We start from the raw sequence: 22,595 nt of genomic DNA on the forward strand, positions 1-22,595 counted from the left end.
TACTTGTTAAGTAGGTGAAAAACATGAAACCATTTATTCCTCAATTAGTTTATTTTGAACCTAAAGCATTGGAATATCCGTTAGGAAAGGCTTTATATGAAAAATTTCAGAGCCTGCCAGTGGAAATTAGGCAAACCACATCCCACAATCAGATTCGTGATTTGCCAGGTGATAATGAACTGCAAAAATATCGAATAGCCAAATCCACGATGGTGATAGGAATACGGAAAACATTAAAATTTGATACATCAAAGCCTTCTGCAGAGTATGCGATTCCGCTGGCTACAGGATGTATGGGGCATTGCCATTATTGTTATTTACAAACAACCCTTGGCAGTAAGCCTTATATTAGAGTGTATGTGAATCTAGAAGAGATATTTGAGCAGGCAAGTAAATATATGGAACAGAGAGCGCCGGAAATCACGCGATTTGAGGCAGCGTGTACGTCTGATATAGTAGGTATTGATCATCTCACGCATTCCTTAAAGGAAACGATTAATTTTATCGGCAGTACTGAATATGGGAGATTACGATTTGTAACTAAATTTCATCATGTCGATCATTTGCTCGATGCCAGACATAATGGGAAAACCAGTTTCCGTTTCTCCATTAACTCCCGTTATGTTATAAAAAATTTTGAGCCAGGAACTTCTTCGTTTGATGAACGTTTGGAGGCTGCTCGAAAAGTGGCAGCAGCCGGATATCATCTTGGGTTTATAGTCGCTCCGATATATATGCATGAAGGCTGGGAAGAAGGATATTACGAATTATTTGATCGTTTGAGGCATGCGTTAGGTGAAGAGCTGTCCATGATGAAAATCAGCTTTGAGCTCATCCAGCATCGCTTTACAAAGCCAGCAAAAAAAGTTATTCAAGCACGTTATCCTAAGACAAAGCTTGAGATGGATGAAACGAAGCGTAAGTATAAATGGGGTAAATACGGTATAGGGAAATATGTCTATCCTGATGAAGAAGCGAATGCTTTGAAAACTCATATAGAAAATTCCATCAAAGAATTCTTTCCGAATGCAGAAATACAATACTTTACTTAATATGTTCTAAACCTCTCTCTCCCAGATTAAAAATGAGTAAGTAAGGGGGGAGGGGTTTATTTTGTTTATTGACGGAGTGTTTTCCGGAGGAGGCATAAAGGGGTTTGCTCTTATTGGAGCAGTAATTGAATTAGAAGAGCAGGGATACCGGTTTAAGAGGTTAGCCGGAACAAGTGCAGGAGCAATCATTGCCGGGTTTATTGCAGCGGGGTATTCAGGGAGTGAAATTAATGAAATTATGAAAAGCGTTAAATTAACGAAGCTGTTGGAAACGAAAAAAAATAAACGATTTCCATTAGCCAAATGGCTTAAATTATATTGGAGTATGGGACTTTACAAAGGGGATGCCCTAGAGCTATGGATTAAAGAGGTGTTGGCTAGGAAAAATATTAGGACATTTGCCGATTTAGCTGATAAGCAATTAAGGGTTATTGCATCGGATCTTACAAATGGAAGACTGATCGTTTTGCCGGATGATCTGCCGAAATATAATATAAACCCCAATCAGTTTTCAGTGGCGAAAGCGATTCGTATGAGCTGCTCTGTCCCCTTTTTCTTTCAGCCGATTACGCTTCGAACAGTAGGGGAAAAGAGAATTATAGTAGATGGAGGGGTTTTAAGTAATTTTCCTATGTGGCTGTTTGATCAGGAAAACGTTATCGCTGAGAGACCGGTGCTGGGATTAAGGCTGGTACCTGAAAAGCAACAGGCAATGGTCCATGAGCGTGATATTACTAATGCAATTGAACTTTTTACATCTTTATTTGAAACGATGAGGAATGCTCATGATGCCAGATATATTTCAAGAAAATTCGTTAAAAACATTGTGTTTATACCAATTAAAGAGGCTGGATTTATAGAGTTTTCTATTTCCGATAATCAGCGACTGGTATTAATTGATCAAGGCAAAGAAGCGGCTAAGCATTTCCTTAAGGATTGGGTTTACCGAATCAGATGATATAAAACAAAAAATAAGTACACTTTGTAGCATCTACTAATAGTAGGGTGCTTTTTTTGTGTCAAAAAGAGTGGCCCTTAAATTATAAACGCTAAGAATATGTTGATATAATAATTTTGAGAGATAATTAAAAAAGTTTTAATCTATATTTGTAATATTTTCCATTGTAAATTGTATTTGGTGTAGGACATTTTTCTTATTTATGAAACGATTACAATTTTTTAAAATAATGATATTGATAATCATTATCAACTGTTATATGATAATAACCATCATACGTTGAAAGGGAGTTGTATGGATGAAAAGGATTTCATTTTTACTACTATCATTATTCATCCTGCTCGCAGGATGTTCAGGTGGTGGCTCTTCACCAAATACAAATACAGATTCAATGGAATCTGAAAAAAATAAGACCGTGAAAATTGCATGGGCAGATAGTGGGTTCCCATCTCCATTTACATTTACCTCAAATGGACCCGGAGGATACTTGCGGAGCAGTTTCATTTTTGACTCGCTTACTTGGAAGGATGATACAGGGGTAATTCCTTGGCTGGCATCTTCCTGGGAAGTATCTGAGGACAAGCTAACATATACGTTTAATTTAGAAAAAGATGTGCAGTTTCATGATGGAGAATCATTAACCGCAGATGATGTTGTCTTTTCATATAACTATTTTAAAAAACATGCGTTCCAGTGGAATGCAGATATGTCTAAAATAGCTTCACTAAAGAAAATTTCTAATCATAAAGTTGCAATCACATTGACCGAGAAGTATTCCCCGTTTATCACTGAAATTGCTGGAATCCTTCCAATTCTGCCAGAGCATATCTGGTCAGAAATCGAAAATCCAATGGAATATACGGAAGAAAATGCATTAATCGGTACAGGTCCATATGTTCTTGATAGCTATAACAGCTCGACTGGTAATTATCGTTACCTGGCAAATGAGGATTATTTCAAAGGTGATGTGACGGTTAAGGAAGTTCAATATTTGAATGTAGAGAATAAAATGCTTTCCCTGCAAAAAGGCGAAATAACCGGGGGCATGACGCATAACTATACAGAAGTGAAGCAAATGGAAGAACAAGGGTTTAAAGCACTTCAAAGCAATCCAACAGGAAGCGCAGTTCGTATTGTTTTTAATTTGGAAAATGAACAGTTAAGTGATAAAAGGCTTCGTCAAGCAATTGCCTATGCACTTAATCGAGGTGAAATAGCAGAAAAAGTATTGGGGAATTCCAAAACCATTGTTGGTAGCGGAGGGGTAATTCCACCTGATTCGGATTGGTTTAATGAAGAGGTAAAAAAATATGACTATGATGTGGATCGAGCAAATGAAATGTTGGATTCACTGGGATATGAAAAAAATAAAAATGGTGTTCGAAAAGAGCTTAGCTTAAAACTTCTGGTTTCTTCTACTCCTCAGGAAGCCGAGTTAATGAAATCAATGCTTGCTGATGTAGGGGTGAAATTGCAAATTCAAACAGTAGATACAGCTACTTTTACAACTGCTATGAGTGAAGGGAAATATGATATGGCTTTAACAGGGCACATTGGATTAAGTGGGGATCCTGATTTCCTCCGCTTATGGTTCTCTGGTCAGGCAAGCAATGCATATGCTGGCAATGCTGTATTCAATCATCAAGAGTTTAACGAGTTGGCTAGTAAACAACTGTCTCAAGAAGGGGAAGAGCGTAACGAAACAGTTAATTCCATGCAGGATATTTTAGCTGAAGAGCTGCCTACATTAGTGATTTACCATCGCCCGTTCTACTTTGTTTATGATGCTACTGAATTTGATGGATGGTTTAACACATATGGTGGTATTTCAGATGGAATCCCATTAACAGATAACAAGGCAGCGTTTATTGAATATGATTAAAATTTTTAAGCTGTACGGTTCTCTTCTTCTTATCTTAATTCTTTTAAACTTTTTCCTCCCTCGACTAATGCCGGGGGGACCTCTTGAATATTTGGAGGGGCAGGAAAGCGGTGCAACCTTAACAGAGCAACAAAAGAATTCAATGATTGAATATTATGGGCTGAATGATTCATTGGCCGAACAATTTCTTGATTATGTAGTTGGCATCGTACAGTTTGATTTTGGATTTTCATATACTTATAAATTGCCTGTTAATGATATCATAATGGATCATATTTCTTACACGCTATGGATTGTCGGAATTTCTTCTGTTCTATCCATTGTAATTGGTATTTTTTTAGGACTGTTATCAGGTTGGATTCATCATAAAAAAGGTGATAAAACATTTATGTCAACAATGCTTGCGGTTGGCGCTTTACCCGAATTTTTATTCGGTATGCTATTGCTTATTGTGTTTGGAGTAATGCTGGATATGCTTCCAATGAGCGGAGCACATACACCGTTTATGGACAGCGAATCAATGTGGGGGAAATTTAAAGATGCTGCTAAGTATGCCATTTTGCCAATAGTAACATTAACCATGGTAAGCCTGACAAGGATCTACTTACTCGTGCGTAATGAAACGATTCAGGTAGCTTCCTCACCTTACATTGAATTTGCCAAGATGAAGGGCGTCAGGGAAATCCGTTTAGTATTCAGACATACGTTTAAAAATGTTTTAATACCTATATTTACTCTGATTATGATAAGAATTGGCTACACCTTTACAGGAGCAATTTTTGTAGAGACGTTATTTTCTTATCCGGGAATTGGACAGTTATTAAAAGAGTCCATTCTTTCACGGGATTACCCATTGATGCATGGTCTGTTTTTATTATTTGCTGTTATGATTTTGATTTGCAATGCACTGGCAGATTCTATTTATCCTAAATTAGATCCACGCGTTAGAGGGGGCAAACATGTTGAAAAAGTTCTATAAGTTCCCCTTACTTTGTTTAGCCTTGGTCATGCTGTTGGCATTGTTTGGTCCATTACTTTCTCCTTATTCAGCAATGGATTATAGCGGAGGATTGTTTGAATCACCTTCACCTGAGCATTGGCTGGGTACAAACCGTTTAGGTCAGGATATATTTAGCCAATTATTATATGGTACACGTACGAGTGTCTTAATTGGACTTTGTATTGCTCTTTGTTCGACAGTTTTAAGTGTATTGCTGGGACTGGCAGCAGGATATTTGCCAAAATTCGATAAATTCATTAACGGGCTGGCCAATATTTTATTAGTGCTTCCAAATTTGCTTTTGATATTATTGGTTGTTGCTTTTACGGGTTCAGGCGTAATTCAGCTTGTTATCATTTTAAGTCTATTATCGTGGCCGGGTTATATGAGAATTATTCGATCCTCTGTTTTAACTTTAAAAGAAAGAGAATTTGTAAAAGCATCGGCGCTGTTTGGTGGCAGTTCTTTTTATGTATTGAAATCTCATATTTTGCCACAATTACGGCCAATTATAAAGACTAAATTTGTGATGACATTTCAATCTGCTGTTTTGACAGAAGCAGGTTTAGCATTCTTAGGTTTAGGTGACCCGAATGTGATAACTTGGGGAAGCATGTTAAATACCGCTTTCTCACAAACATCTATTTTCTTAACTGGCCAATGGACATGGATTGTATTGCCGCCAGTGATTATGCTGCTCATCACATCGGTTTCGCTTGCTTTCTTATTGGAAGATAAACAGATAAGACCACGAAAAGAAAAAAAACAGCCAGTCACACTAGCTGCTGGTGATAAACCCAGGGATTTATACTGCTATTTGGAATCAGTCAACTACGATGGAAAAACTATTGTTGAAAATATCGAGTTTACGATCAAAAGAGGAGAGATTGTGAGTTTGATAGGACCTTCAGGCAGTGGAAAAACAACGATAGGCAGAGCTTTGTACGGGTTATTGCCGGCTCAGAACTGGTCTGGTGATGTTACGTATGACGGTGAATCTGTTCGAGGGAAATCCTTTAGGGAAAAGCACTACTGGAAAACATGCTCATTTATCTATCAGGATGCACGGGCGGCATTTAATCCAGTATTAAAATTAAAAGAACAGTTTTTAGAAACCGGTATAAGTCTTGTGGAAGCTGAGAAGAGTGTTGAGGAAGTCGCGTTAAATAAAAACATTTTGGACAAGTATCCGCATGAGTGCTCCGGCGGCATGTTGAGCCGGGCTCTAATCGCACTCTCTTTGGTAAATAAACCAGCTTTTGTGATTGCAGATGAATGCACAAGTGCACTGGATCCTATATTGAAAAAAGAAATAGTAGAACTCTTGGAGGAAAAAGTCCGTTCACATGGGATCAGTCTATTATTTATCACGCATGATTTAGATGTAGCGTATGCAATCTCGGATCGGATTTTTAGTTTAAGTGATAAACAACTGATGAAGGAAGTGCAATAAATGTTAAGAGTTCAAGATGTAAATAAAAGCTACCAAAATCAGGCTGTGCTTCGGGGAATCAATTATGAGATTTTGTGCAATGAATTTATTTGTTTGATAGGAGAATCAGGATCGGGTAAATCTACAATGGCTGAAATCATTATGGGGATTCAGTCACCGACAAGCGGTCTTGTCGAAAAAGAGCCATGTTGTACGATTCAATATATTTACCAAAATCCTGAGCGTTCCTTTAACCCGTTTTGGACAATGGAGAAAAGTTTAATGGAACCGCTTGTACTTAAAAAAGAAAAGCCAGAATTAATAAAAAAGAAAATAAAAGAATTAATGGCAAAGGCAGACTTGCCTACGGAATTATTAGCAAAAAAACCAAGCCAATGTTCCGGAGGGCAAAAGCAGAGATTGGCTATTATTAGAGCATTATTAATGAATCCTAAGCTTTTAATAGCCGATGAAATAACATCTGCTCTTGATCCGCAAACAGAAAAGTTAATCATCAACCTTTTAAAGAAATTTCAGGTTGAATTTCATATGTCAGTTTTATACATTACGCACCGAATTCAGTCTGTCGGTAATGTAGCAGATCGAATGATGGTACTTGAGTCAGGAACCATTGTCGAAAGCGGACCCCCTTCTCAAGTTTTATACCAATCAACACATCCATATACAAAAAAATTAGTAGAAGCATGCTACTACTTTGAAAATAAAAAGCTGAAACGACTGAACAGGAGCGAAGAGCATAAGACGAATACTCGAAGGGAAAGTTCTTCCCCGCAGAGTATTTGCTTATGACTCGAGCTCCTAGGAGTCGAAGCTAGATTGAATAAAAAGCTGAAACGGCTTGCCCAGAAGCGAAGAGCATAAGACAGAGACTCGTAGGGGGTGTTTTTCCCCCGCAGAGACTATGCTTATGTCCTGAGCTTCTAGCCGTCGAAGCTGGATAAAAAGCTGAAACGGCTGATTTAAGGAACGAAGACTAAATGCGCCACGTCGTGTGGCAACGTCTTTGTGACCAACATCGTGTTGGCCCCCGACAAGCATAAGAGGAGGCACGTAGGGAGGCGACCTTTCCTCCTGTAGTGGCTACACTTATGACTCGAGGAGCTAGGAGTTGAAGCTAGATTACATAAAAAGCTGAAACGGCTGATTTAAGGAACGAAGACTAAATGCGCCACGTCGTGTGGCAACGTCTTCATGACCAACATCCTGTAGGCCCGAGACAAGCGTAAGAAGTGGCGCGCAGGGAGAAAGTTTGATGGAACAAAGACTAAAGACACCACATCCTGTGGTAACGTCTTTGTGACCAATATCGTGTTGGCCTCCGACAAGCATAAGAGGAGGCACGTAGGGAGGTTCCTGCAGTGGCTACACTTATGACTCGAGGGACTAGCTTCGAAGCTAGATTACACAACACAAGGAGGAGATACAATGGAACTTAGAATACTGGAGTTATGTCCGAATCACGCATTTGGTTATAAAGCAGATGCATCATCCGGTCAGCATACTAAATTAATGGAGTACGAGTTTGCAAACATAGAATTGGATCCATACAATGTTTTGGTTATTACGGATTTTGCAGATCAGGAGTATTTGTATAAACATAAAGAAAAAATAGAGCAATTTTTAAACGAAGGAAAGATTGTTGTCTTTTGTGGCCACTTGTTCAGGGCTTGGCTGCCTGGCTGTATGCCAATGATGCCGAAAAAGATTCGCGGCTATCAGGATTACCTAGTAGAGGTTCCTGAAAATTCACCGATTTTTAAAGGTGTAAAGATAGAGGATATGGTATATACGAAGGGTGTTGCAGGTTTCTTTGCAAGAGGTTTTTATTTGCCACCGAAACATGCGGAGATTTGCCTAACATTTACAGATGGTAAGGTCATTACGTACATTGATCGTGAAACAACGAAGGGAACAGTTATTGTTCATGCTGGCAGGAGTTTATTAGGATATGGTCAGCGGAAAAACACAACAAACCAAATAACTCCTCAATTTATAGAGGTACTTAAGAAAGAATTAGTATGCACCAAAGGAGTTGAGGCATAATGAGAAAAATAGCTGTGATTTATGGCGGGCATGCCCCGCATTATAGAACGTTTCATGAGCCAAAGTATGCGCAATTCATAGACTCTCTTATTTATCAGCTTGAATTAGAAGATTTTGATTTAACAGGATTTGATGTGTTGATTGTTCCTTCTCAATTAAATGGTCAAATACTGCTTGATAATAAAGAGAAGTTCTATGAGTTTGCTGATCAGGGCGGTATTATTGTGGCTATGGGTCCACAGCCATGGGAATGGCTCCCTAATCAAAAATGGGAAGAACGCCAGACAAATTTTTGGTGGTGGCTAGAAGAAAACGCAAATAGTGAATTAGTTACTAAAAATGATGACCATGAATTTTTTAAGTATATTACATTAGAAGATTCTACATGGCATCAACACGGCGTATTTTGGCCGCCTGAGCATGCTACTACTCTTATAGCTACGGAAGATGGCGGATCTGTACTGTATATAGATGAACAATCAACGAAAGGCACTTGGATTATTACAACCCTTGATCCTGACTATCATTATGGTTCCTATTTTATGCCGGCAACTGAACGATTTTTAGACGGCCTTTTTCCATGGTTGTATCGTGGAGAATTTAAATAAGTCAATTTAGGATAATCTGTAAGTTGGATTATCCTTTTTGATAATCACCCTAGCTTATTATTCTAATTTTACCCCTTAGTGAAATAAGGTTAAAGTTTCAATCATATATTGCTCTTTAAAGAAACTATAAAAAAACCGAACTCTTTAAAAAAGGGCCCGGTTTTTTTTACGTGCTTTCTTTCCTTCTATGACAGTCAGTTTGACATCTGACTTTTTCTTAGGTCTGTTAATTAGTTGTTCTTTAGAAATGACGGTTAATCCATGTGTATTATGTTTGCTTCTTTTTGTTTTAATCATTTCATGTTTACGTTTCTTCTTAATTGTTTTTCGGGCTGCTTTCCTGTATGCCTGATAGTCTCCACCCGAGTTACCATTCCTGAATCGTGTAAAAACAAAATAAATCAACCCAACAACAGCGGCTCCAATGAGTACGTTTTTAATTAGTTGGAACGGGTTATTTATCAAAGTTGAAATCAACCCCAAAGCTGCGAAACCAAGAAGGATATAAATAAAAATCATCGAATTCTTACGATTCACAGAAAGCACCTCCTTTAAGAGCATCATTGGCATATTTAGGAAAAAATAAACAATAAGCAAGGAAATTATTTTTCTTTTATTATTCTTTACACTATTTTTTCTTCGAGTAAACCTTGTTTGTAGCTATTTTCAGTTTCTAGCATTTTGTTAAATGATACGATGGCTACCTCAATTTGTTCATCGCTTGGTTCCTTAGTCGTTAAAAGCTGCAACCATAGTCCCGGGTAACCTAAAAAGCGCAATACAGGAACGTTACGTACTTTATTGGTTAACTGCAGTACTTCGAATGATACACCAAGAACAATCGGAATTAAGGCAATTCGGTTTAATATACGAATATAAAGGACATCAGAAGGAACGAACATATATAGAAAAACTCCAACAAATACGGTGAATAAAATAAAGCTGCTTCCGCATCGATAATGCAATCTAGATGCGTTACGAACATTTTCAACCGTTAATTCCTTATTGCTTTCAAATGCGTTGATAACCTTATGTTCTGCCCCATGGTATTGAAAGACTCTTTTTACGAGCGGTGTTAACGATACGATATAGATATATAGTAATAATAATGTGAGTTTGAAAAAACCTTCTAATAATACTTGTACTGTTTCTCCGGGTGCTATGCTCTTGAAAATAACAGCCAAAAATATTGGTACTACGGTAAAAAGTAATTTACTGAGTATAAAGGATAAAATCCCAACGCCTGCTACACCCAAAATCATACCCAGTTTAGATGTTTCTTCTTCTTCAATCTTATGGTCATCCGCCGGGTCAACGTCATATCGATCTGTAGAGAAAGATAAATGCTTGGAGCCTATTGCACTGGATTCCAATAATGCTACAATCCCACGCAGAAACGGAATCTTTTTTAATTTTACCAGCAGGGGAAGGCTGGTTTTTGGCAGTGCATAGGAATCAAAAGATCCATCTTTTCGTTTAATGGTTGTAACGGTACAATGTTTGCCTCCAAACATTACACCTTCTAATACAGCCTGTCCGCCGTAGATTGGCTTATTATCCAATTTATTCATCACTCCATAATGGTTAAGTTGTCTATATTATCTATTCTACAGAATTTTTCTCTATTTCACTAGTGATTGTTTCCATTTCTCTTATGAACTTTGTCTGTTTCGCACATACTAGCATTTATGAGGTGATTGAATTATGGAAACAGCAAAAGAAAAGCTGAAAAAGCCGATGGGCTATTATGGTGTAATTAATTCGGTTGGATTTTATGGAGGATTACTTTGGGGTGCGATTTTTCAAATCTGTCACTATTTTCATTTTACGGAAATAGGCCCAACCTTTCTTCTTCGAACATGGGTGAAAGCCGATTTTGTTAAAGGGTGGATGGGCGTGGTACTGTCAATTTTATGCCTGTGTCTTATTTCTATTCTCTTTGCTTATGTTTACTCCTTTATTTTTCGTAAGCTGCAATCTTATTGGATTGGTATTGTATATGGGATTGCTCTGTGGGGTCTTTCATTTCTTGTATTAAGGCCATTATTTCCAGGGATGAAAACGGTTGGGGAACTGTCTGCGGATACCATTGTAACGACCTTATGTATCTTTATCTTATACGGACTATTTGTCGGTTACTCCATCAGCTTTGAATATCATGAACGGAAACTAGAGGCAGAGGAAGGAAAGGAAGTAAAAGTGGATTCCGTCCAGTAATAGGTAGTAGTATTTTTCACTCTTGTGTTAAAATTGAAAGTATCACTTTAAAACACGGGAGCCTGGTTATGGATAAACAAATTTATTTAATCAACGGACCAAATCTAAATTACCTTGGGTTTCGGGAACCCGAGATTTATGGAAGGACGACTCTTGCAGATCTTGAAGAGCAGTTAGCAAATCAGTCTATAAAACTCGGGGCGCAATTGGTGTGTTTTCAATCCAATTACGAAGGAGCAATCATAGATAGACTATATGAGGCAGAAACAAATTCGGCTTCAGGGATTATCTTAAACCCAGGGGCATTTACGCACTATAGCTATGCGATACGGGATGCGATAGCCTCTATTTCAGTTCCGGTAATAGAAGTACATATTTCAAATGTCCATGCCAGAGAACCATTTCGTCATCAATCTGTCACTGCCCCTGTAACGAAGGGTCAAATTGTAGGTCTTGGGTTGAATGGCTATGAATTGGCGTTACGTGCTTTATTGACTACTTAATCATGAGGGAGAGGTCTATTCAATGGAAAAAATTCAGAGATTGCGTGAAAGATTAAGTCAGGAACATATTGATGCTATCATCATTACAAACCCATATAACCGTAGATATATTTCTAATTTTACTGGAACAGCGGGAGTAGTCGTGATTTCCCAGAAGGATGCAAAATTTATTACAGATTTTAGATACGTGGAGCAAGCGGGCAAACAGGCGGTTGGATTTGAGATTGTCAAACACAGCGGACCAATTCAAGATGAGATAGCGGCTCAATTGAAGGAAATGGGTGCGAAAAAAATCGGGTTTGAACAGGATGACCTTACTTATTCTACCTATAAGGCATATGAAAAAGTTGTGGAAGGTGAACTTGTTCCTGTTTCCAATGTTGTTGAAAAATTGCGCTTGATTAAGACACCGCAAGAGATTAAGATATTAAAGGAAGCAGCAGACATAGCAGATGCTGCATTTAAACATATTATTGAGTATATACGTCCAGGTTTAACTGAAATAGAAGTATCTAATGAATTAGAATTCTTTATGCGTAAAGCAGGGGCTACTTCATCATCATTTGATATCATTGTCGCTTCTGGTGCACGTTCTGCATTGCCGCACGGTGTTGCAACAGAAAAAGTAATAGAAAATGGCGATTTTGTCACAATGGATTATGGCGCCCTTTATAATGGGTATATATCTGATATTACACGTACAGTGGCGGTCGGTGACCCAACTGATGAATTAAAGAAAATCTATGATGTTACCCTGGAAGCTCAGTTATATGCAATGGAGCATATTAAACCGGGTATGACAGGTCGCGAAGCAGATGCTCTTGCTAGAGATATCATAGCTGCCAAAGGATATGGAGAATACTTCGGTCATTCCCTGGGACATGGAATTGGACTTGAAGTGCACGAAGGTCCTGGACTTTCTGCTAAATCAGATATTATTTTGGAAAAAGGCATGACTGTCACTTGTGAACCTGGTATTTATTTACCTGGAGTTGGAGGGGTAAGAATCGAGGATGATCTCCTTATTACGGAGGATTCTAACGAAACCTTTACTCATTCAACGAAAGATTTACTTATTTTATAAGGCTGTAGGAGGCTATATTGTATGATTTCTGTTAATGATTTTAAAACTGGTCTAACAATCGAAGTGGATGGCGGTATCTGGCAAGTAATCGAATTCCAACACGTAAAACCTGGTAAAGGAGCTGCGTTTGTACGTTCTAAATTACGTAATCTTCGTACAGGTGCTATCCAGGAGAAAACGTTCCGTGCTGGTGAAAAAGTTGCCAAAGCACATATCGAAAATCGTAAAATGCAATACTTATATGCAAGTGGTGATAATCATGTGTTTATGGATAACGAAACATATGATCAAATCGAATTGTCATCTAAGCAAATCGAATATGAATTGAAATTCTTGAAAGAAAACATGGAAGTTTCTATCATGATGTTCCAAACGGAAACACTTGGCGTTCAGCTTCCAACAACTGTTACATTGGTAGTAACTGAAACAGAACCAGGTATCAAAGGTGATACAGCATCAGGCGGCACGAAGCCAGCTACTGTTGAAACTGGTCTTACTGTTCAAGTTCCTTTCTTTGTAAATGAAGGTGACAAGCTGATCATCAACACTTCTGATGCTTCTTATGTATCCAGAGGTTAATAAATAGGTGTAAGACTCCCGGGAGTAAATTCCCGGGAGTTTTTTTGTTTTCAGCCCTCTTCTGTAAATTCCGGTTTCTAAAATTCAGGACAAGGTTCCTCACTTTTAATGCCAATTAATTTGGTTCCCTTTTCAGTTTATAACCTCTTTGTTTCTAAAAAAGTCATAAACGGCCTGTCCATGAATACATTTTAAATAATGACAGACCAGGCGAGGGAGAGATATGGATTCAATCATTGAATTATTACCTCCGGCTATTGGCGCTGAGTTGAAAGAAATAGCCAAAAACCCAGGGGATATTGAAGAAATAAGAATTAGAGTTGGAAGACCGCTTGAAGTCATGTTCGGAAATGGAATCTCGTATGGGCATAAGCCTGTATTACGGGAGGATGCAGATTTATTTCTTAATAAAGTCAGCCAGTTTTCCTTTTATATGCTCGAGGAAGAGTTAAAACGCGGTTATATAACCGTTCAGGGAGGACATCGTATTGGTTTGGCAGGGAGAGTTATTCTGGAAAATGGAAGAGTGAAGGGACTTAGAGATATCACTTTTTTTAATATCCGGATTGCCAGACAAAAGAAGGGGTTGGTAAATGAATGGGTTCGGTATTTATATCATAATCGCTGGCTATCGACTCTGATTATCGGACCACCGCAAACGGGGAAGACGACATTTTTAAGAGATTTAGCCCGCTATGCTTCCAGTGGAGATCGCTCCTATCCGATCCGTGCGATGAAAGTGGGAATTGTAGATGAGCGGTCTGAAATTGCTGGATGTGTTCAAGGAGTTCCACAAATGGATTTCGGTATCAGAGTAGATGTGCTTGATGGCTGCCCAAAGGCTGAAGGAATGATGATGATGATTAGATCTATGAGCCCAGAAATCATTGTTGCTGATGAAATCGGAAGAATGGAAGATGCTGAGGCGATGATGGAAGCCGTAAACGCTGGTATAACGCTCTTTATAACGGCACATGGACATTCGCTTGATGATATATTAGCCAGGCCCATCATGAAAAATATCGTACAGGAAGCTAATTTTGAGAGAATTGTGGAACTCAAGCGAATAGATCGGCCAGGGTGTATATCAAAAATAAAAGATCGTACAGGCAAGGTGCTATTTGATGGGGAAAGAGTGAGAGTATGATTAAAATTTTAGGTGCAGTTTTAATTGTTATAGCTACATCCCTTATCGGCTTTGAGGTTTCTAAAAAATTAATCACCAGACCTAAACATATTCGTGATTTACGAGCGGCACTTCAAATTTTGGAAGCTGAAATTATGTATGGACATTCTCCCTTAAAAGAAGCTGTATTAACACTGGCAAAACAAATTCCTGCTCCAGTTTCGATTCTTTTTACGGACTTTGCAGGCAGGCTCGGCTCAGCCAATCAATCTGTGTCGGCAGCCTGGGGTGAAAGTCTTGAAGTGGTAAGAAAACAATCAGAACTACAGCAAAAAGAAATAGATATCCTTCTCCAATTCGGAGAAACATTAGGTAGACATGATCGCGAGAGCCAGCAAAAACAAATTCAGTTGGCATTGGTTCATCTCGAGAGGGAGGAAGCAGATGCCGTTGATAAGCAGGTGAAATACGACAAAATGGCCAGAAGTCTAGGTTTTTTTGCAGGTCTGCTCATTGCCATTTTAATGATGTAGCGAGAGGGAGGATAGCGGGTTATGGGGATTGATATCGATATTATTTTTAAAATTGCTGGGGTCGGGCTAATTGTTGCGTTCATTCATACGATTCTTGATCAGGTGGGCAAGAAGGAATATTCACAATGGGTCATATTGGTGAGTTTTATTTATATCTTATTTAATGTGGCGCAGGTGGTAGGTCAGTTGATTGATCGAATTAAATCCGTGTTTTTATTTCAATAGGAATATTGGGGTGATGAGCCATTGAAATGTTGCAGATAACGGGTGTTGCACTGGTTGGAGCATTTCTGGCAATGATCATCAAGGAACAAAAGCCAAATTTAGCTTTCTTACTTGTTGTATTTGTCGGAAGCGCTATATTTCTTTTTCTGATAGATAAAATCTACGAAATCATTCAAATGATTCAGCAATTGGCCGTTAATGCAAATGTAAATATGGTTTACTTACAAACAGTTTTGAAAATTATTGGAATTGCCTATATTGCTGAATTTACATCACAAATAACAAAAGATGCCGGGCAGGGTGCAATTGCTTCAAAAATTGAATTGGCTGGAAAGATTATTATCCTCACGATGGCCATTCCAATTTTAACGGTCATTATTGAAAGTGTCATTCAGATGATTCCTAACTAATCATTGTGGTGAAAGGTTTAAAGGGGCTGAAGAATAAATGAAGCAATTAAAGTGGACAAGTATCATCATTCTATTTCTAATTCTTAGCTTAAGCAATGGCCAAACAACTCAAGCCTCTCCCACGCCTACTGATTTTCCAGAAGAAACGCAGGCTGTTGAAACATTTAATGTGGGTGATATTCCTCTTGATGATTTAAAGCAATTTTGGGATTCGGTATACGAGGAATATGGAGGTTTTTTGCCTGAGTCCCAAAAAGGAAGCTTTGTAGATTTTATAAGTGGAGAGAAAAAATTCTCTTTAAAAGAATGGCTCAGTGGTATTCTCAAATTCATTTTCCATGAAATTATTGCTAATGGGAAATTATTAGGAACACTCATTTTATTGACTGTATTCAGTGTCTTTCTACAAACATTGCAAAGCACTTTTGAAAAAACATCTGTCAGTAAAGTGGCAAATGCAATAGTCTTCATGGTTTTGATGATTATTGCACTGAATAGCTTCTATGTAGCAGTTGATTATGTGATAGATACGATTGCCGCCATCACGGATTTTCTGGTTGCCTTAATCCCTTTATTGCTTGCGCTAATTGCAAGCTCTGGAGGTGTACTGTCATCAGCATTCTTTCATCCGATGCTCCTATTTTTAATGAATACGAGCGGAGCATTAATTGAATATATTGTTTTGCCGATGTTATTTCTATCGACTCTGCTAAGCATAGTCAGCATGCTTTCTGAGCATTACAAGGTCACTCAGTTAGCTGGTTTATTACGAACCTGGAGTGTGGGATTGCTAGGTATTTTCATGACCGTATTTCTAGGAGTGATCTCTGTGCAAGGAGTATCAACTGCAGTGGCGGATGGAATTGGGATCAGAACAGCAAAATTTGTGACTGGGAATTTTATTCCGGTAGTTGGAAGGATGTTTACCGATGCAGCTGATACCGTAATTGGAGCATCTCTCCTCTTAAAAAATACAGTTGGGATAGCGGGTGTGGTCATTCTATTGATTATGACAGCTTTTCCAGCTTTAAAGATATTGTTGATTGCCATGGTCTACAAGGTGGCTGCAGCGATTTTACAACCGCTTGGAGCTGGGCAGATGATTAAGTGTCTTGAGATTATCAGTAAAAATATCATCTTCGTTTTCGCTGCATTGGCCATTGTCAGCCTTATGTTCTTCCTGACCGTTACTGTAATCGTGGCTGCAGGAAATATCACGATGATGGTTCGATAGGAGGCTGAATGAATGAGTATATTAACTGACTGGGTAACTAATATAATCGTTTTTATCTTATTTGCGATCATTTTGGACATGCTTCTTCCAAACTCGACCATGCAGAAATATACAAAGCTAGTTATCGGGTTACTTTTGATCGCTGTTTTCATCGCTCCTATTCTATCTATTTTTAATAAAAATTTTACAAGTAATATTCAGGAAAAAATCATGCAGAGCAGTGCATGGAAAAATCCGAAATTAGAAAATTCAATGGAAAGTAAGAAAAGAGAAATAGAAGAGACACAGCAGGCATATATATTGGAACATATGGCTGTCCAATTAAAAAATGAAGCAGAAAAGGAGCTGATGGACCAAAGTAATTATGCCATTCAAGATATTACAATTACACTTTTGGATAAGAATGGAGAAATGAATGTAGAAAATATTGAAGCCATATACGTATTTGTGGCAGAAAGCCAAGAGTCCAGCTCAGAAGTTGTCCAGCCAGTAGAAAAAATCGATATTAACATTGATGAGAAACAAACCAATATGAATGATGTACCGTCATCCGAACTATCCACAATACTATCTAATATATGGGGGATTGATTCAAGTAAAATTGTAATCGGATTAAATGAAGGGGGTGATGGGCTTTGAAAAATGATTGGATTCAAAAGATTAAGGACTTATTGTCCAAAGGAGATGAGGGAGGCAAGCAAAAGAAAACATATCGGTATCTTGCCATTATTTTAATTGCCGGTATATTACTGATGGTGGCAAGCATGTTTACGAATAAACCCACCTCTGAAAATGGACAAACAAATAAAGTTTTTCAAGCGAGTTCTACCCAAGATCAGAAAGAAGAGGAAGCGGTCACGACCTGGAAATCAACTTCATCAAAAAAGTCTGGATCAATCGGAGATATTGAAAAAATGTATGAAAGTGAATTGAAGGGTACATTGGAAACGATGCAAGGGGTATCAAATGTATCCGTTATTGTTAATATTGACGCAACTGAAACAAAGGTTTATGAAAAGAATTCAGTCGCACAGCGCCAAACAACAGAAGAAACAGACCGTGATGGCGGGCAGAGAAAGGTTGAAGATTTTTCAACAGATGAAAAGATTGTAATTATACGCGAAGGGGATAAAGAGGTTCCCCTGGTTAGAGAAACGAAGAAACCGGCTATTCGCGGAGTATTAATTGTGGCAAAGGGAGCAGATGATGTTCGTATAAAAAAAGAAATCATTGATGCGGTAACCAGGGTGCTGGATGTACCAAGTCACCGTGTAGCCGTATCAGCTAAAAAATAAGGGTTTTAAGGAGGAAAAATATGTTGTTAAGAAAGCAAACAGTTTGGTTATTGACGATGTTAAGTCTGGTGGCGGTGCTAAGTGTATATTATATAACAACACCACAGGATACAGCGGTAAATCAGGAGCAGGATACTCAGACTACGAAAGAAAAAACAAATACAGATACAAATTCATCTAAAGATTCAACTGAAAATGAAGAGTCTTCCACTGTTATCACAAATGAATCAAGTGATTCTATATTTGAAGCGATGCGAATTGATCTGAATGATGAAAGAAGCAGGCAGAAAGAGGAACTGACCAATAAAGTAGCTTCAAGCGATTTGTCGGAAGAAGAGAGAGTGGAAGCACACGCACAGATTGAAGCATTGGCCGAAATGTCCACAAAAGAGGACATGCTAGAGACGATGATTATTGCACTTGGTTATAAAGACGCTTTGGTAAGGGCTGATGGTGATCAAATCCAAATTACTGTAAAAGCTGATAAACAGGATGCAGGAGCTGCAAATGAAATTATCCAAATGGTCACAAAAGAAATTGGTAAAACAAATGCAGTCGCCGTTGAATTTCAACCGGAAAAATAGTACCAATCTATAAAACGATATCGGTGAGCTGCCGATATCGTTTTTGGTGTAAGCAAAGATTCAGGACCAATTGATCATTCAAATCACATCTGCCAGCATACGATGGTGCGTAATCAGGTGAATTGGTGGTTTTCGAAATGTTAGTATTGGCAGGAAGCTAGTGTGTATCCATCAGTAAATAAAAATGGAGTCGGACAAGCTGGCGAAATCTGAAAATGATTTTAGGTAATCTTCGATTATCTGGAATATGTCCCGAGAGATTAGGAAACTCTTTAAAAGCAGGCTGGGATAATTCTGTTTATATAGTTTTACAGATATTTAACGTAGCCCATCTCAGGTGTGGGTATGAGTTATTGTAAACAATCCAAAAATTTTATATGGAAATAAAAAGGATTGTGAGGTGTTTTTATCGAACATGTAAATAATCTGTCATTAAGAGAAAGCAGAGGAGGAATTAAAAGTAGAAAAGCTTCTAAAAAGATCTATAGTAGATTTTAATAGTGACATTAAATGCTTTTTTAGTAGTAATAAACTCACTTCATTGCCTAACTGGAGTAAGGATTGTATAGGTATACAGACTGAATAACAGGATTTTTTAATAATCTGTTTACCAAAAATTAGAAACTTGCAAACGGGGTATCTATTTATCAAAATTGAATTTCTACCAGCTATTATAGTATTATATTAGTATCTGGTCATAAATAGGAGGGGTGGTTCCTGATGAAAGTACAGGAAATAAGAGAAATTATAAAATTAATTAACCAAACAACTATTAATGAGTTTGAGTTTGAACAAGAGGGTACGAAAATAAAAATTATTAAAAGTACTGGATTAGAAAACAGTATACAACCAACAGATGTACCAGTACTGGCTGCACCGGCAGTACAATCTGTATCAAAACAAGAGGTTCAATCTGAGAGTATAGAAGAGAAACCGCCTGTTGTGGGAGAAAAAACAGAACAACCATCCAACCTTCACAAGATTACTTCGCCAATGGTTGGCACATTTTATGGAGCATCATCGCCTGATGAAGACCCATACATAAGAATTGGTGATAAAGTTAAGAAGGATACAATTGTTTGCATAGTGGAAGCGATGAAATTGTTTAATGAAATTGAGGCTGAAGTTTCCGGTGAGATTGTGGAAGTATTGGTGGAAGATGGCCAATTGATTGAATACGGTCAACCTCTGTTTTTAGTAAAAGCCGAATAGGAGGAACCGACTCATGATAAAGAAAGTACTAATTGCAAACCGTGGTGAAATTGCCGTTCGAATTATCCGCGCCTGCAAGGAATTAGATATTGAAACGGTAGCTGTTTATTCTGAAGCTGATAAAACTGCCCTGCATGTACAAATTGCGGATGAAGCCTACTGTATTGGGCCCACTGCCTCTAAGGACAGTTATTTAAATAAGGTGAATATAATCAGTCTGGCAAAACTAACAGGATGTGATGCTATTCATCCAGGCTACGGCTTTTTAGCTGAAAATGCTGATTTCGCCGAAATGTGTAAAGAATGTCATCTGATTTTTATTGGCCCGTCCGCGGATGCCATTTCAAAAATGGGTACCAAGGATGTAGCCAGAGAGACCATGCGCGCGGCCGGTGTACCGGTAGTGCCAGGTTCGAGAGGAATTGTGGATGATGAAGATGCTGCCATTCAAGTGGCTTCAGACATCGGATATCCAGTCATTATTAAAGCAACCGCCGGGGGCGGCGGTAAAGGGATTCGAATAGCAAGAGATGAAGCCGATCTGCTAAAAGGTTTTCGCATTACCCGCCAGGAGGCATTAACTGCTTTTGGCAATCCCGGTGTATATATTGAAAAATTTATTGAAGATTTCCGCCATGTTGAAATTCAGGTTTTAGGGGACAGCTTTGGAAATGTCATACATCTGGGTGAAAGAGATTGTTCAATTCAAAGAAGAATGCAAAAGCTCGTAGAAGAAACACCTTCACCTGCAATTGATAGTGAAATGAGAGCCGAAATGGGCAAAGCGGCAGTGACTGCAGCAAAAGCTGTTGATTATATCGGAGCGGGAACAGTTGAGTTTATTTTTGATCATCACAAGCGGAAATTTTATTTCATGGAAATGAATACAAGGATTCAAGTTGAACATCCTGTTACAGAAATGGTCACTGGAATTGATTTAATAAAGGAGCAAATCAGAGTAGCCTCCGGTGAAAAATTATCGGTTGAGCAAAATGATGTTCAATTTAACGGGTGGGCAATTGAATGCCGAATCAATGCGGAAAATCCAAATAAAAATTTTATGCCGTCAGCGGGTCAAGTGGAAATGTATTTACCCCCGGGTGGATTTGGTGTAAGGGTTGATTCTGCAGCATATACAGGCTATTTCATTCCTCCATATTATGATTCAATGGTAGCAAAATTGATTGTCCATGCTCCAACGAGAGACGAAGCTGTAAAAAAAATGAAACGTGCATTATCAGAATTTGTAGTCGAAGGTATTGAAACAACCATACCCTTTCATTTAAGGTTAATGAACCATGATGTTTTTGTTTCTGGAGATTTTAACACAAAATTTCTTGAAACTTATGACGTTATGAATCCATAATAGAGGTAGAAGATTTGGAGGTGTATGACATGGAACAAAATCAAACAGTAGATTTAGAGAGCTATGATGATGGATTGGGTAAGGTTGAAATTGCCCCTGAAGTTATTGAGGTGATCACTGGTATAGCAGCAAGTGAAGTAGAAGGAATTGCCCAAATGCGAGGTAATTTTGCTTCAGGTGTTGTAGAAAAGCTTGGTAAAAAGAATCATGGCAAAGGTGTAAAAGTTGAACTTAATGAAGACAGCATTAAAATCGATGTTTATTGCCTTGTGAAATTCGGTGTATCTATCCCGAAAGTGGCTCAGGAAGCACAGGAGAATATCCGTCAAACTTTATTGAATATGACTGCTCTTGAAGCGACTGAAGTGAATATTCATATTGTTGGCATTCAATTTGAAACAGCAAAAGCTGAATCAGATTACCAGGATACAATCTAAATTTTATAACTAATGGTGTTTAGGCAGCCCTCCCGTGGCACTGACGCACCGACAATAAAAGCGCTCAGGACTGAACTTCCCTGTATTAAGTTAGGTATCCATCTAACTTTTTGGGGTAGATCAGTCATACTGAGTGCTTTTATTATTTATAAACAAAAAATAGTTGGATTTGTATATAGTTCACTATAAGGGAAATAATGGGGGACCTAAGATGTCTTTCGCATCTGCAGGTAAGTTAACAGTAAAATCACTAAATCTCATTCTTTAAATGATGTTACTATACTACCTTTACTTGTCATGATGTGGTATGATTTCATATATGATACGAGGTGCACAAAGTTTAGTGTGCTTTTCGAAAGTAAAGGAGTAAGAATTATTCATGAAACGCAGAGAGGCAAGAGAAAAAGCTCTTCAAGCTCTTTTTCAAATAGACGTTGGGAAAGTAGAAAGAGAACTAGCTATAGAACATGTGGTGGAAGAATCAGAGGCAGATCCATATTTGGTTCAATTGGTAAATGGAACGACAGATCAGTTGGAAAAGATAGATAGTCTTATTACCTCCAATTTAGAGAATTGGAAATTGGACCGTCTTTCTAATATAGATCGTAATATTTTAAGAATAACTACGTACGAACTGTTATTCAACGAAGAAGTTCCGCAGAACGCTGCCATTAACGAAGCAATCGAATTAGCTAAACTATTTGGGGATGATCAGTCTCCGAAGTTTATTAATGCAGTATTATCCAAGATCAAAGAATCTTTATAAAAATAGAAAAGATGATTAGATTTTAAGG

Annotated in this window: 26 protein-coding genes; 24 read left to right on the forward strand and 2 right to left on the reverse strand. The window is 38.1% G+C overall.

Annotation, left to right across the window (positions count from 1 at the left end; all coding sequences use genetic code 11):
- Positions 1–23: 23 nt before the first annotated feature.
- From splB to AC4D4B_RS06555, 8 genes are all read left to right on the forward strand, one after another.
- A complete protein-coding gene (gene splB, locus AC4D4B_RS06520; RefSeq protein WP_066105011.1) occupies positions 24–1,052 on the forward strand; it encodes a spore photoproduct lyase in 1,029 nt (342 codons plus the stop codon).
- A 61-nt stretch (positions 1,053–1,113) separates the two neighbouring features.
- Positions 1,114–2,010, forward strand: coding sequence for a patatin-like phospholipase family protein (locus AC4D4B_RS06525; RefSeq protein ID WP_490996057.1), 897 nt, complete (start codon positions 1,114–1,116; stop codon positions 2,008–2,010).
- A 298-nt stretch (positions 2,011–2,308) separates the two neighbouring features.
- Positions 2,309–3,892, forward strand: a complete 1,584-nt coding sequence (locus AC4D4B_RS06530; RefSeq protein ID WP_490999470.1) for an ABC transporter substrate-binding protein — start codon at positions 2,309–2,311, stop codon at positions 3,890–3,892.
- A gap of 91 nt (positions 3,893–3,983) precedes the next feature.
- Complete coding sequence (locus AC4D4B_RS06535; protein ID WP_490999471.1) at positions 3,984–4,871, forward strand: ABC transporter permease; 888 nt, start codon at positions 3,984–3,986, stop codon at positions 4,869–4,871.
- The gene (locus AC4D4B_RS06540) at positions 4,855–6,345 is read left to right on the forward strand and encodes an ATP-binding cassette domain-containing protein (protein ID WP_490999472.1); all 1,491 of its coding nucleotides are present in this window, start codon (positions 4,855–4,857) and stop codon (positions 6,343–6,345) included. Before AC4D4B_RS06535 ends, AC4D4B_RS06540 begins: the two co-directional genes overlap by 17 nt.
- Positions 6,346–7,134 carry an ABC transporter ATP-binding protein gene (locus AC4D4B_RS06545; protein ID WP_490999473.1) on the forward strand — a complete coding sequence of 263 codons (789 nt, stop codon included), beginning with the start codon at positions 6,346–6,348 and terminating at the stop codon, positions 7,132–7,134.
- Between the two features lie 636 nt (positions 7,135–7,770).
- A complete protein-coding gene (locus tag AC4D4B_RS06550) occupies positions 7,771–8,388 on the forward strand; it encodes a phosphate starvation-inducible protein PhoH (RefSeq protein WP_490999474.1) in 618 nt (205 codons plus the stop codon).
- Positions 8,388–8,996 carry a hypothetical protein gene (locus AC4D4B_RS06555; protein ID WP_490999475.1) on the forward strand — a complete coding sequence of 203 codons (609 nt, stop codon included), beginning with the start codon at positions 8,388–8,390 and terminating at the stop codon, positions 8,994–8,996. Before AC4D4B_RS06550 ends, AC4D4B_RS06555 begins: the two co-directional genes overlap by 1 nt.
- 144 nt (positions 8,997–9,140) lie before the next feature.
- Here the strand turns inward: AC4D4B_RS06555 and AC4D4B_RS06560 are convergent, their stop codons facing one another.
- Both AC4D4B_RS06560 and AC4D4B_RS06565 read right to left on the reverse strand, forming a co-directional pair.
- Complete coding sequence (locus AC4D4B_RS06560) at positions 9,141–9,533, reverse strand: SA1362 family protein (RefSeq protein ID WP_490999476.1); 393 nt, start codon at positions 9,531–9,533, stop codon at positions 9,141–9,143.
- 86 nt (positions 9,534–9,619) lie between these two features.
- The gene (locus AC4D4B_RS06565) at positions 9,620–10,567 is read right to left on the reverse strand and encodes a DUF1385 domain-containing protein (RefSeq protein WP_490999477.1); all 948 of its coding nucleotides are present in this window, start codon (positions 10,565–10,567) and stop codon (positions 9,620–9,622) included.
- Between the two features lie 133 nt (positions 10,568–10,700).
- Here AC4D4B_RS06565 and AC4D4B_RS06570 point away from each other — a divergent pair, with 133 nt between their 5' ends.
- From AC4D4B_RS06570 to nusB, 16 genes are all read left to right on the forward strand, one after another.
- Positions 10,701–11,213, forward strand: a complete 513-nt coding sequence (locus tag AC4D4B_RS06570) for a YqhR family membrane protein (RefSeq protein WP_490999478.1) — start codon at positions 10,701–10,703, stop codon at positions 11,211–11,213.
- 68 nt (positions 11,214–11,281) lie between these two features.
- Entirely contained in the window at positions 11,282–11,716 is a 435-nt protein-coding gene (gene aroQ, locus AC4D4B_RS06575; RefSeq protein ID WP_490996067.1) for a type II 3-dehydroquinate dehydratase, read from the forward strand.
- A gap of 22 nt (positions 11,717–11,738) precedes the next feature.
- The gene (locus AC4D4B_RS06580) at positions 11,739–12,800 is read left to right on the forward strand and encodes a M24 family metallopeptidase (protein WP_490999479.1); all 1,062 of its coding nucleotides are present in this window, start codon (positions 11,739–11,741) and stop codon (positions 12,798–12,800) included.
- A gap of 21 nt (positions 12,801–12,821) precedes the next feature.
- The gene (gene efp, locus AC4D4B_RS06585; RefSeq protein ID WP_066104976.1) at positions 12,822–13,379 is read left to right on the forward strand and encodes an elongation factor P; all 558 of its coding nucleotides are present in this window, start codon (positions 12,822–12,824) and stop codon (positions 13,377–13,379) included.
- Between the two features lie 223 nt (positions 13,380–13,602).
- Entirely contained in the window at positions 13,603–14,526 is a 924-nt protein-coding gene (spoIIIAA, locus tag AC4D4B_RS06590) for a stage III sporulation protein AA (protein ID WP_490996069.1), read from the forward strand.
- Complete coding sequence (gene spoIIIAB, locus AC4D4B_RS06595) at positions 14,523–15,038, forward strand: stage III sporulation protein SpoIIIAB (protein ID WP_140462034.1); 516 nt, start codon at positions 14,523–14,525, stop codon at positions 15,036–15,038. The genes spoIIIAA and spoIIIAB overlap by 4 nt, the downstream gene beginning before the upstream one ends.
- 21 nt (positions 15,039–15,059) lie before the next feature.
- Complete coding sequence (gene spoIIIAC / locus AC4D4B_RS06600) at positions 15,060–15,263, forward strand: stage III sporulation protein AC (RefSeq protein ID WP_049670184.1); 204 nt, start codon at positions 15,060–15,062, stop codon at positions 15,261–15,263.
- Between the two features lie 26 nt (positions 15,264–15,289).
- Complete coding sequence (gene spoIIIAD, locus AC4D4B_RS06605; protein ID WP_066104967.1) at positions 15,290–15,673, forward strand: stage III sporulation protein AD; 384 nt, start codon at positions 15,290–15,292, stop codon at positions 15,671–15,673.
- 37 nt (positions 15,674–15,710) lie between these two features.
- The gene (spoIIIAE, locus tag AC4D4B_RS06610) at positions 15,711–16,907 is read left to right on the forward strand and encodes a stage III sporulation protein AE (protein ID WP_490999480.1); all 1,197 of its coding nucleotides are present in this window, start codon (positions 15,711–15,713) and stop codon (positions 16,905–16,907) included.
- Positions 16,908–16,919: 12 nt separating this feature from the next.
- Positions 16,920–17,546, forward strand: coding sequence for a stage III sporulation protein AF (spoIIIAF, locus tag AC4D4B_RS06615; protein ID WP_490999481.1), 627 nt, complete (start codon positions 16,920–16,922; stop codon positions 17,544–17,546).
- On the forward strand, positions 17,543–18,202 hold the full coding sequence (spoIIIAG, locus tag AC4D4B_RS06620; protein WP_490999482.1) for a stage III sporulation protein AG: 660 nt from the start codon (positions 17,543–17,545) through the stop codon (positions 18,200–18,202). Before spoIIIAF ends, spoIIIAG begins: the two co-directional genes overlap by 4 nt.
- Positions 18,203–18,222: 20 nt before the next feature.
- Positions 18,223–18,786, forward strand: a complete 564-nt coding sequence (locus AC4D4B_RS06625) for a SpoIIIAH-like family protein (protein WP_490996074.1) — start codon at positions 18,223–18,225, stop codon at positions 18,784–18,786.
- A gap of 717 nt (positions 18,787–19,503) precedes the next feature.
- Positions 19,504–19,998: an acetyl-CoA carboxylase biotin carboxyl carrier protein gene (gene accB, locus AC4D4B_RS06630; RefSeq protein ID WP_490996320.1), complete on the forward strand. Its 495-nt coding sequence runs from the start codon at positions 19,504–19,506 to the stop codon at positions 19,996–19,998.
- A gap of 13 nt (positions 19,999–20,011) precedes the next feature.
- Positions 20,012–21,364: an acetyl-CoA carboxylase biotin carboxylase subunit gene (accC, locus tag AC4D4B_RS06635; RefSeq protein ID WP_490999483.1), complete on the forward strand. Its 1,353-nt coding sequence runs from the start codon at positions 20,012–20,014 to the stop codon at positions 21,362–21,364.
- Positions 21,365–21,393: 29 nt separating this feature from the next.
- Positions 21,394–21,801, forward strand: coding sequence for an Asp23/Gls24 family envelope stress response protein (locus AC4D4B_RS06640; protein ID WP_066104947.1), 408 nt, complete (start codon positions 21,394–21,396; stop codon positions 21,799–21,801).
- 379 nt (positions 21,802–22,180) lie between these two features.
- A complete protein-coding gene (nusB, locus tag AC4D4B_RS06645) occupies positions 22,181–22,567 on the forward strand; it encodes a transcription antitermination factor NusB (RefSeq protein WP_490999484.1) in 387 nt (128 codons plus the stop codon).
- The last annotated feature ends 28 nt before the right edge of the window (positions 22,568–22,595 follow it).

The sequence above is a fragment of the Pradoshia sp. Z6_59 genome (assembly GCF_058267515.1).

What these genes read in the sequence shown, in the direction of transcription:
- splB (WP_066105011.1), top strand. Translation starts at nt 24, where the DNA reads ATGAAACCATTTATTCCTCAATTAGTTTATTTTGAACCTAAAGCATTG.
- AC4D4B_RS06530 (WP_490999470.1), top strand. Translation starts at nt 2,309, where the DNA reads ATGAAAAGGATTTCATTTTTACTACTATCATTATTCATCCTGCTCGCA.
- AC4D4B_RS06545 (WP_490999473.1), top strand. Translation starts at nt 6,346, where the DNA reads ATGTTAAGAGTTCAAGATGTAAATAAAAGCTACCAAAATCAGGCTGTG.
- AC4D4B_RS06550 (WP_490999474.1), top strand. Translation starts at nt 7,771, where the DNA reads ATGGAACTTAGAATACTGGAGTTATGTCCGAATCACGCATTTGGTTAT.
- AC4D4B_RS06555 (WP_490999475.1), top strand. Translation starts at nt 8,388, where the DNA reads ATGAGAAAAATAGCTGTGATTTATGGCGGGCATGCCCCGCATTATAGA.
- AC4D4B_RS06565 (WP_490999477.1), bottom strand. Translation starts at nt 10,567, where the DNA reads ATGAATAAATTGGATAATAAGCCAATCTACGGCGGACAGGCTGTATTA.
- AC4D4B_RS06570 (WP_490999478.1), top strand. Translation starts at nt 10,701, where the DNA reads ATGGAAACAGCAAAAGAAAAGCTGAAAAAGCCGATGGGCTATTATGGT.
- aroQ (WP_490996067.1), top strand. Translation starts at nt 11,282, where the DNA reads ATGGATAAACAAATTTATTTAATCAACGGACCAAATCTAAATTACCTT.
- AC4D4B_RS06580 (WP_490999479.1), top strand. Translation starts at nt 11,739, where the DNA reads ATGGAAAAAATTCAGAGATTGCGTGAAAGATTAAGTCAGGAACATATT.
- efp (WP_066104976.1), top strand. Translation starts at nt 12,822, where the DNA reads ATGATTTCTGTTAATGATTTTAAAACTGGTCTAACAATCGAAGTGGAT.
- spoIIIAA (WP_490996069.1), top strand. Translation starts at nt 13,603, where the DNA reads ATGGATTCAATCATTGAATTATTACCTCCGGCTATTGGCGCTGAGTTG.
- spoIIIAB (WP_140462034.1), top strand. Translation starts at nt 14,523, where the DNA reads ATGATTAAAATTTTAGGTGCAGTTTTAATTGTTATAGCTACATCCCTT.
- spoIIIAC (WP_049670184.1), top strand. Translation starts at nt 15,060, where the DNA reads ATGGGGATTGATATCGATATTATTTTTAAAATTGCTGGGGTCGGGCTA.
- spoIIIAD (WP_066104967.1), top strand. Translation starts at nt 15,290, where the DNA reads ATGTTGCAGATAACGGGTGTTGCACTGGTTGGAGCATTTCTGGCAATG.
- spoIIIAE (WP_490999480.1), top strand. Translation starts at nt 15,711, where the DNA reads ATGAAGCAATTAAAGTGGACAAGTATCATCATTCTATTTCTAATTCTT.
- spoIIIAF (WP_490999481.1), top strand. Translation starts at nt 16,920, where the DNA reads ATGAGTATATTAACTGACTGGGTAACTAATATAATCGTTTTTATCTTA.
- AC4D4B_RS06625 (WP_490996074.1), top strand. Translation starts at nt 18,223, where the DNA reads ATGTTGTTAAGAAAGCAAACAGTTTGGTTATTGACGATGTTAAGTCTG.
- accC (WP_490999483.1), top strand. Translation starts at nt 20,012, where the DNA reads ATGATAAAGAAAGTACTAATTGCAAACCGTGGTGAAATTGCCGTTCGA.
- AC4D4B_RS06640 (WP_066104947.1), top strand. Translation starts at nt 21,394, where the DNA reads ATGGAACAAAATCAAACAGTAGATTTAGAGAGCTATGATGATGGATTG.
- nusB (WP_490999484.1), top strand. Translation starts at nt 22,181, where the DNA reads ATGAAACGCAGAGAGGCAAGAGAAAAAGCTCTTCAAGCTCTTTTTCAA.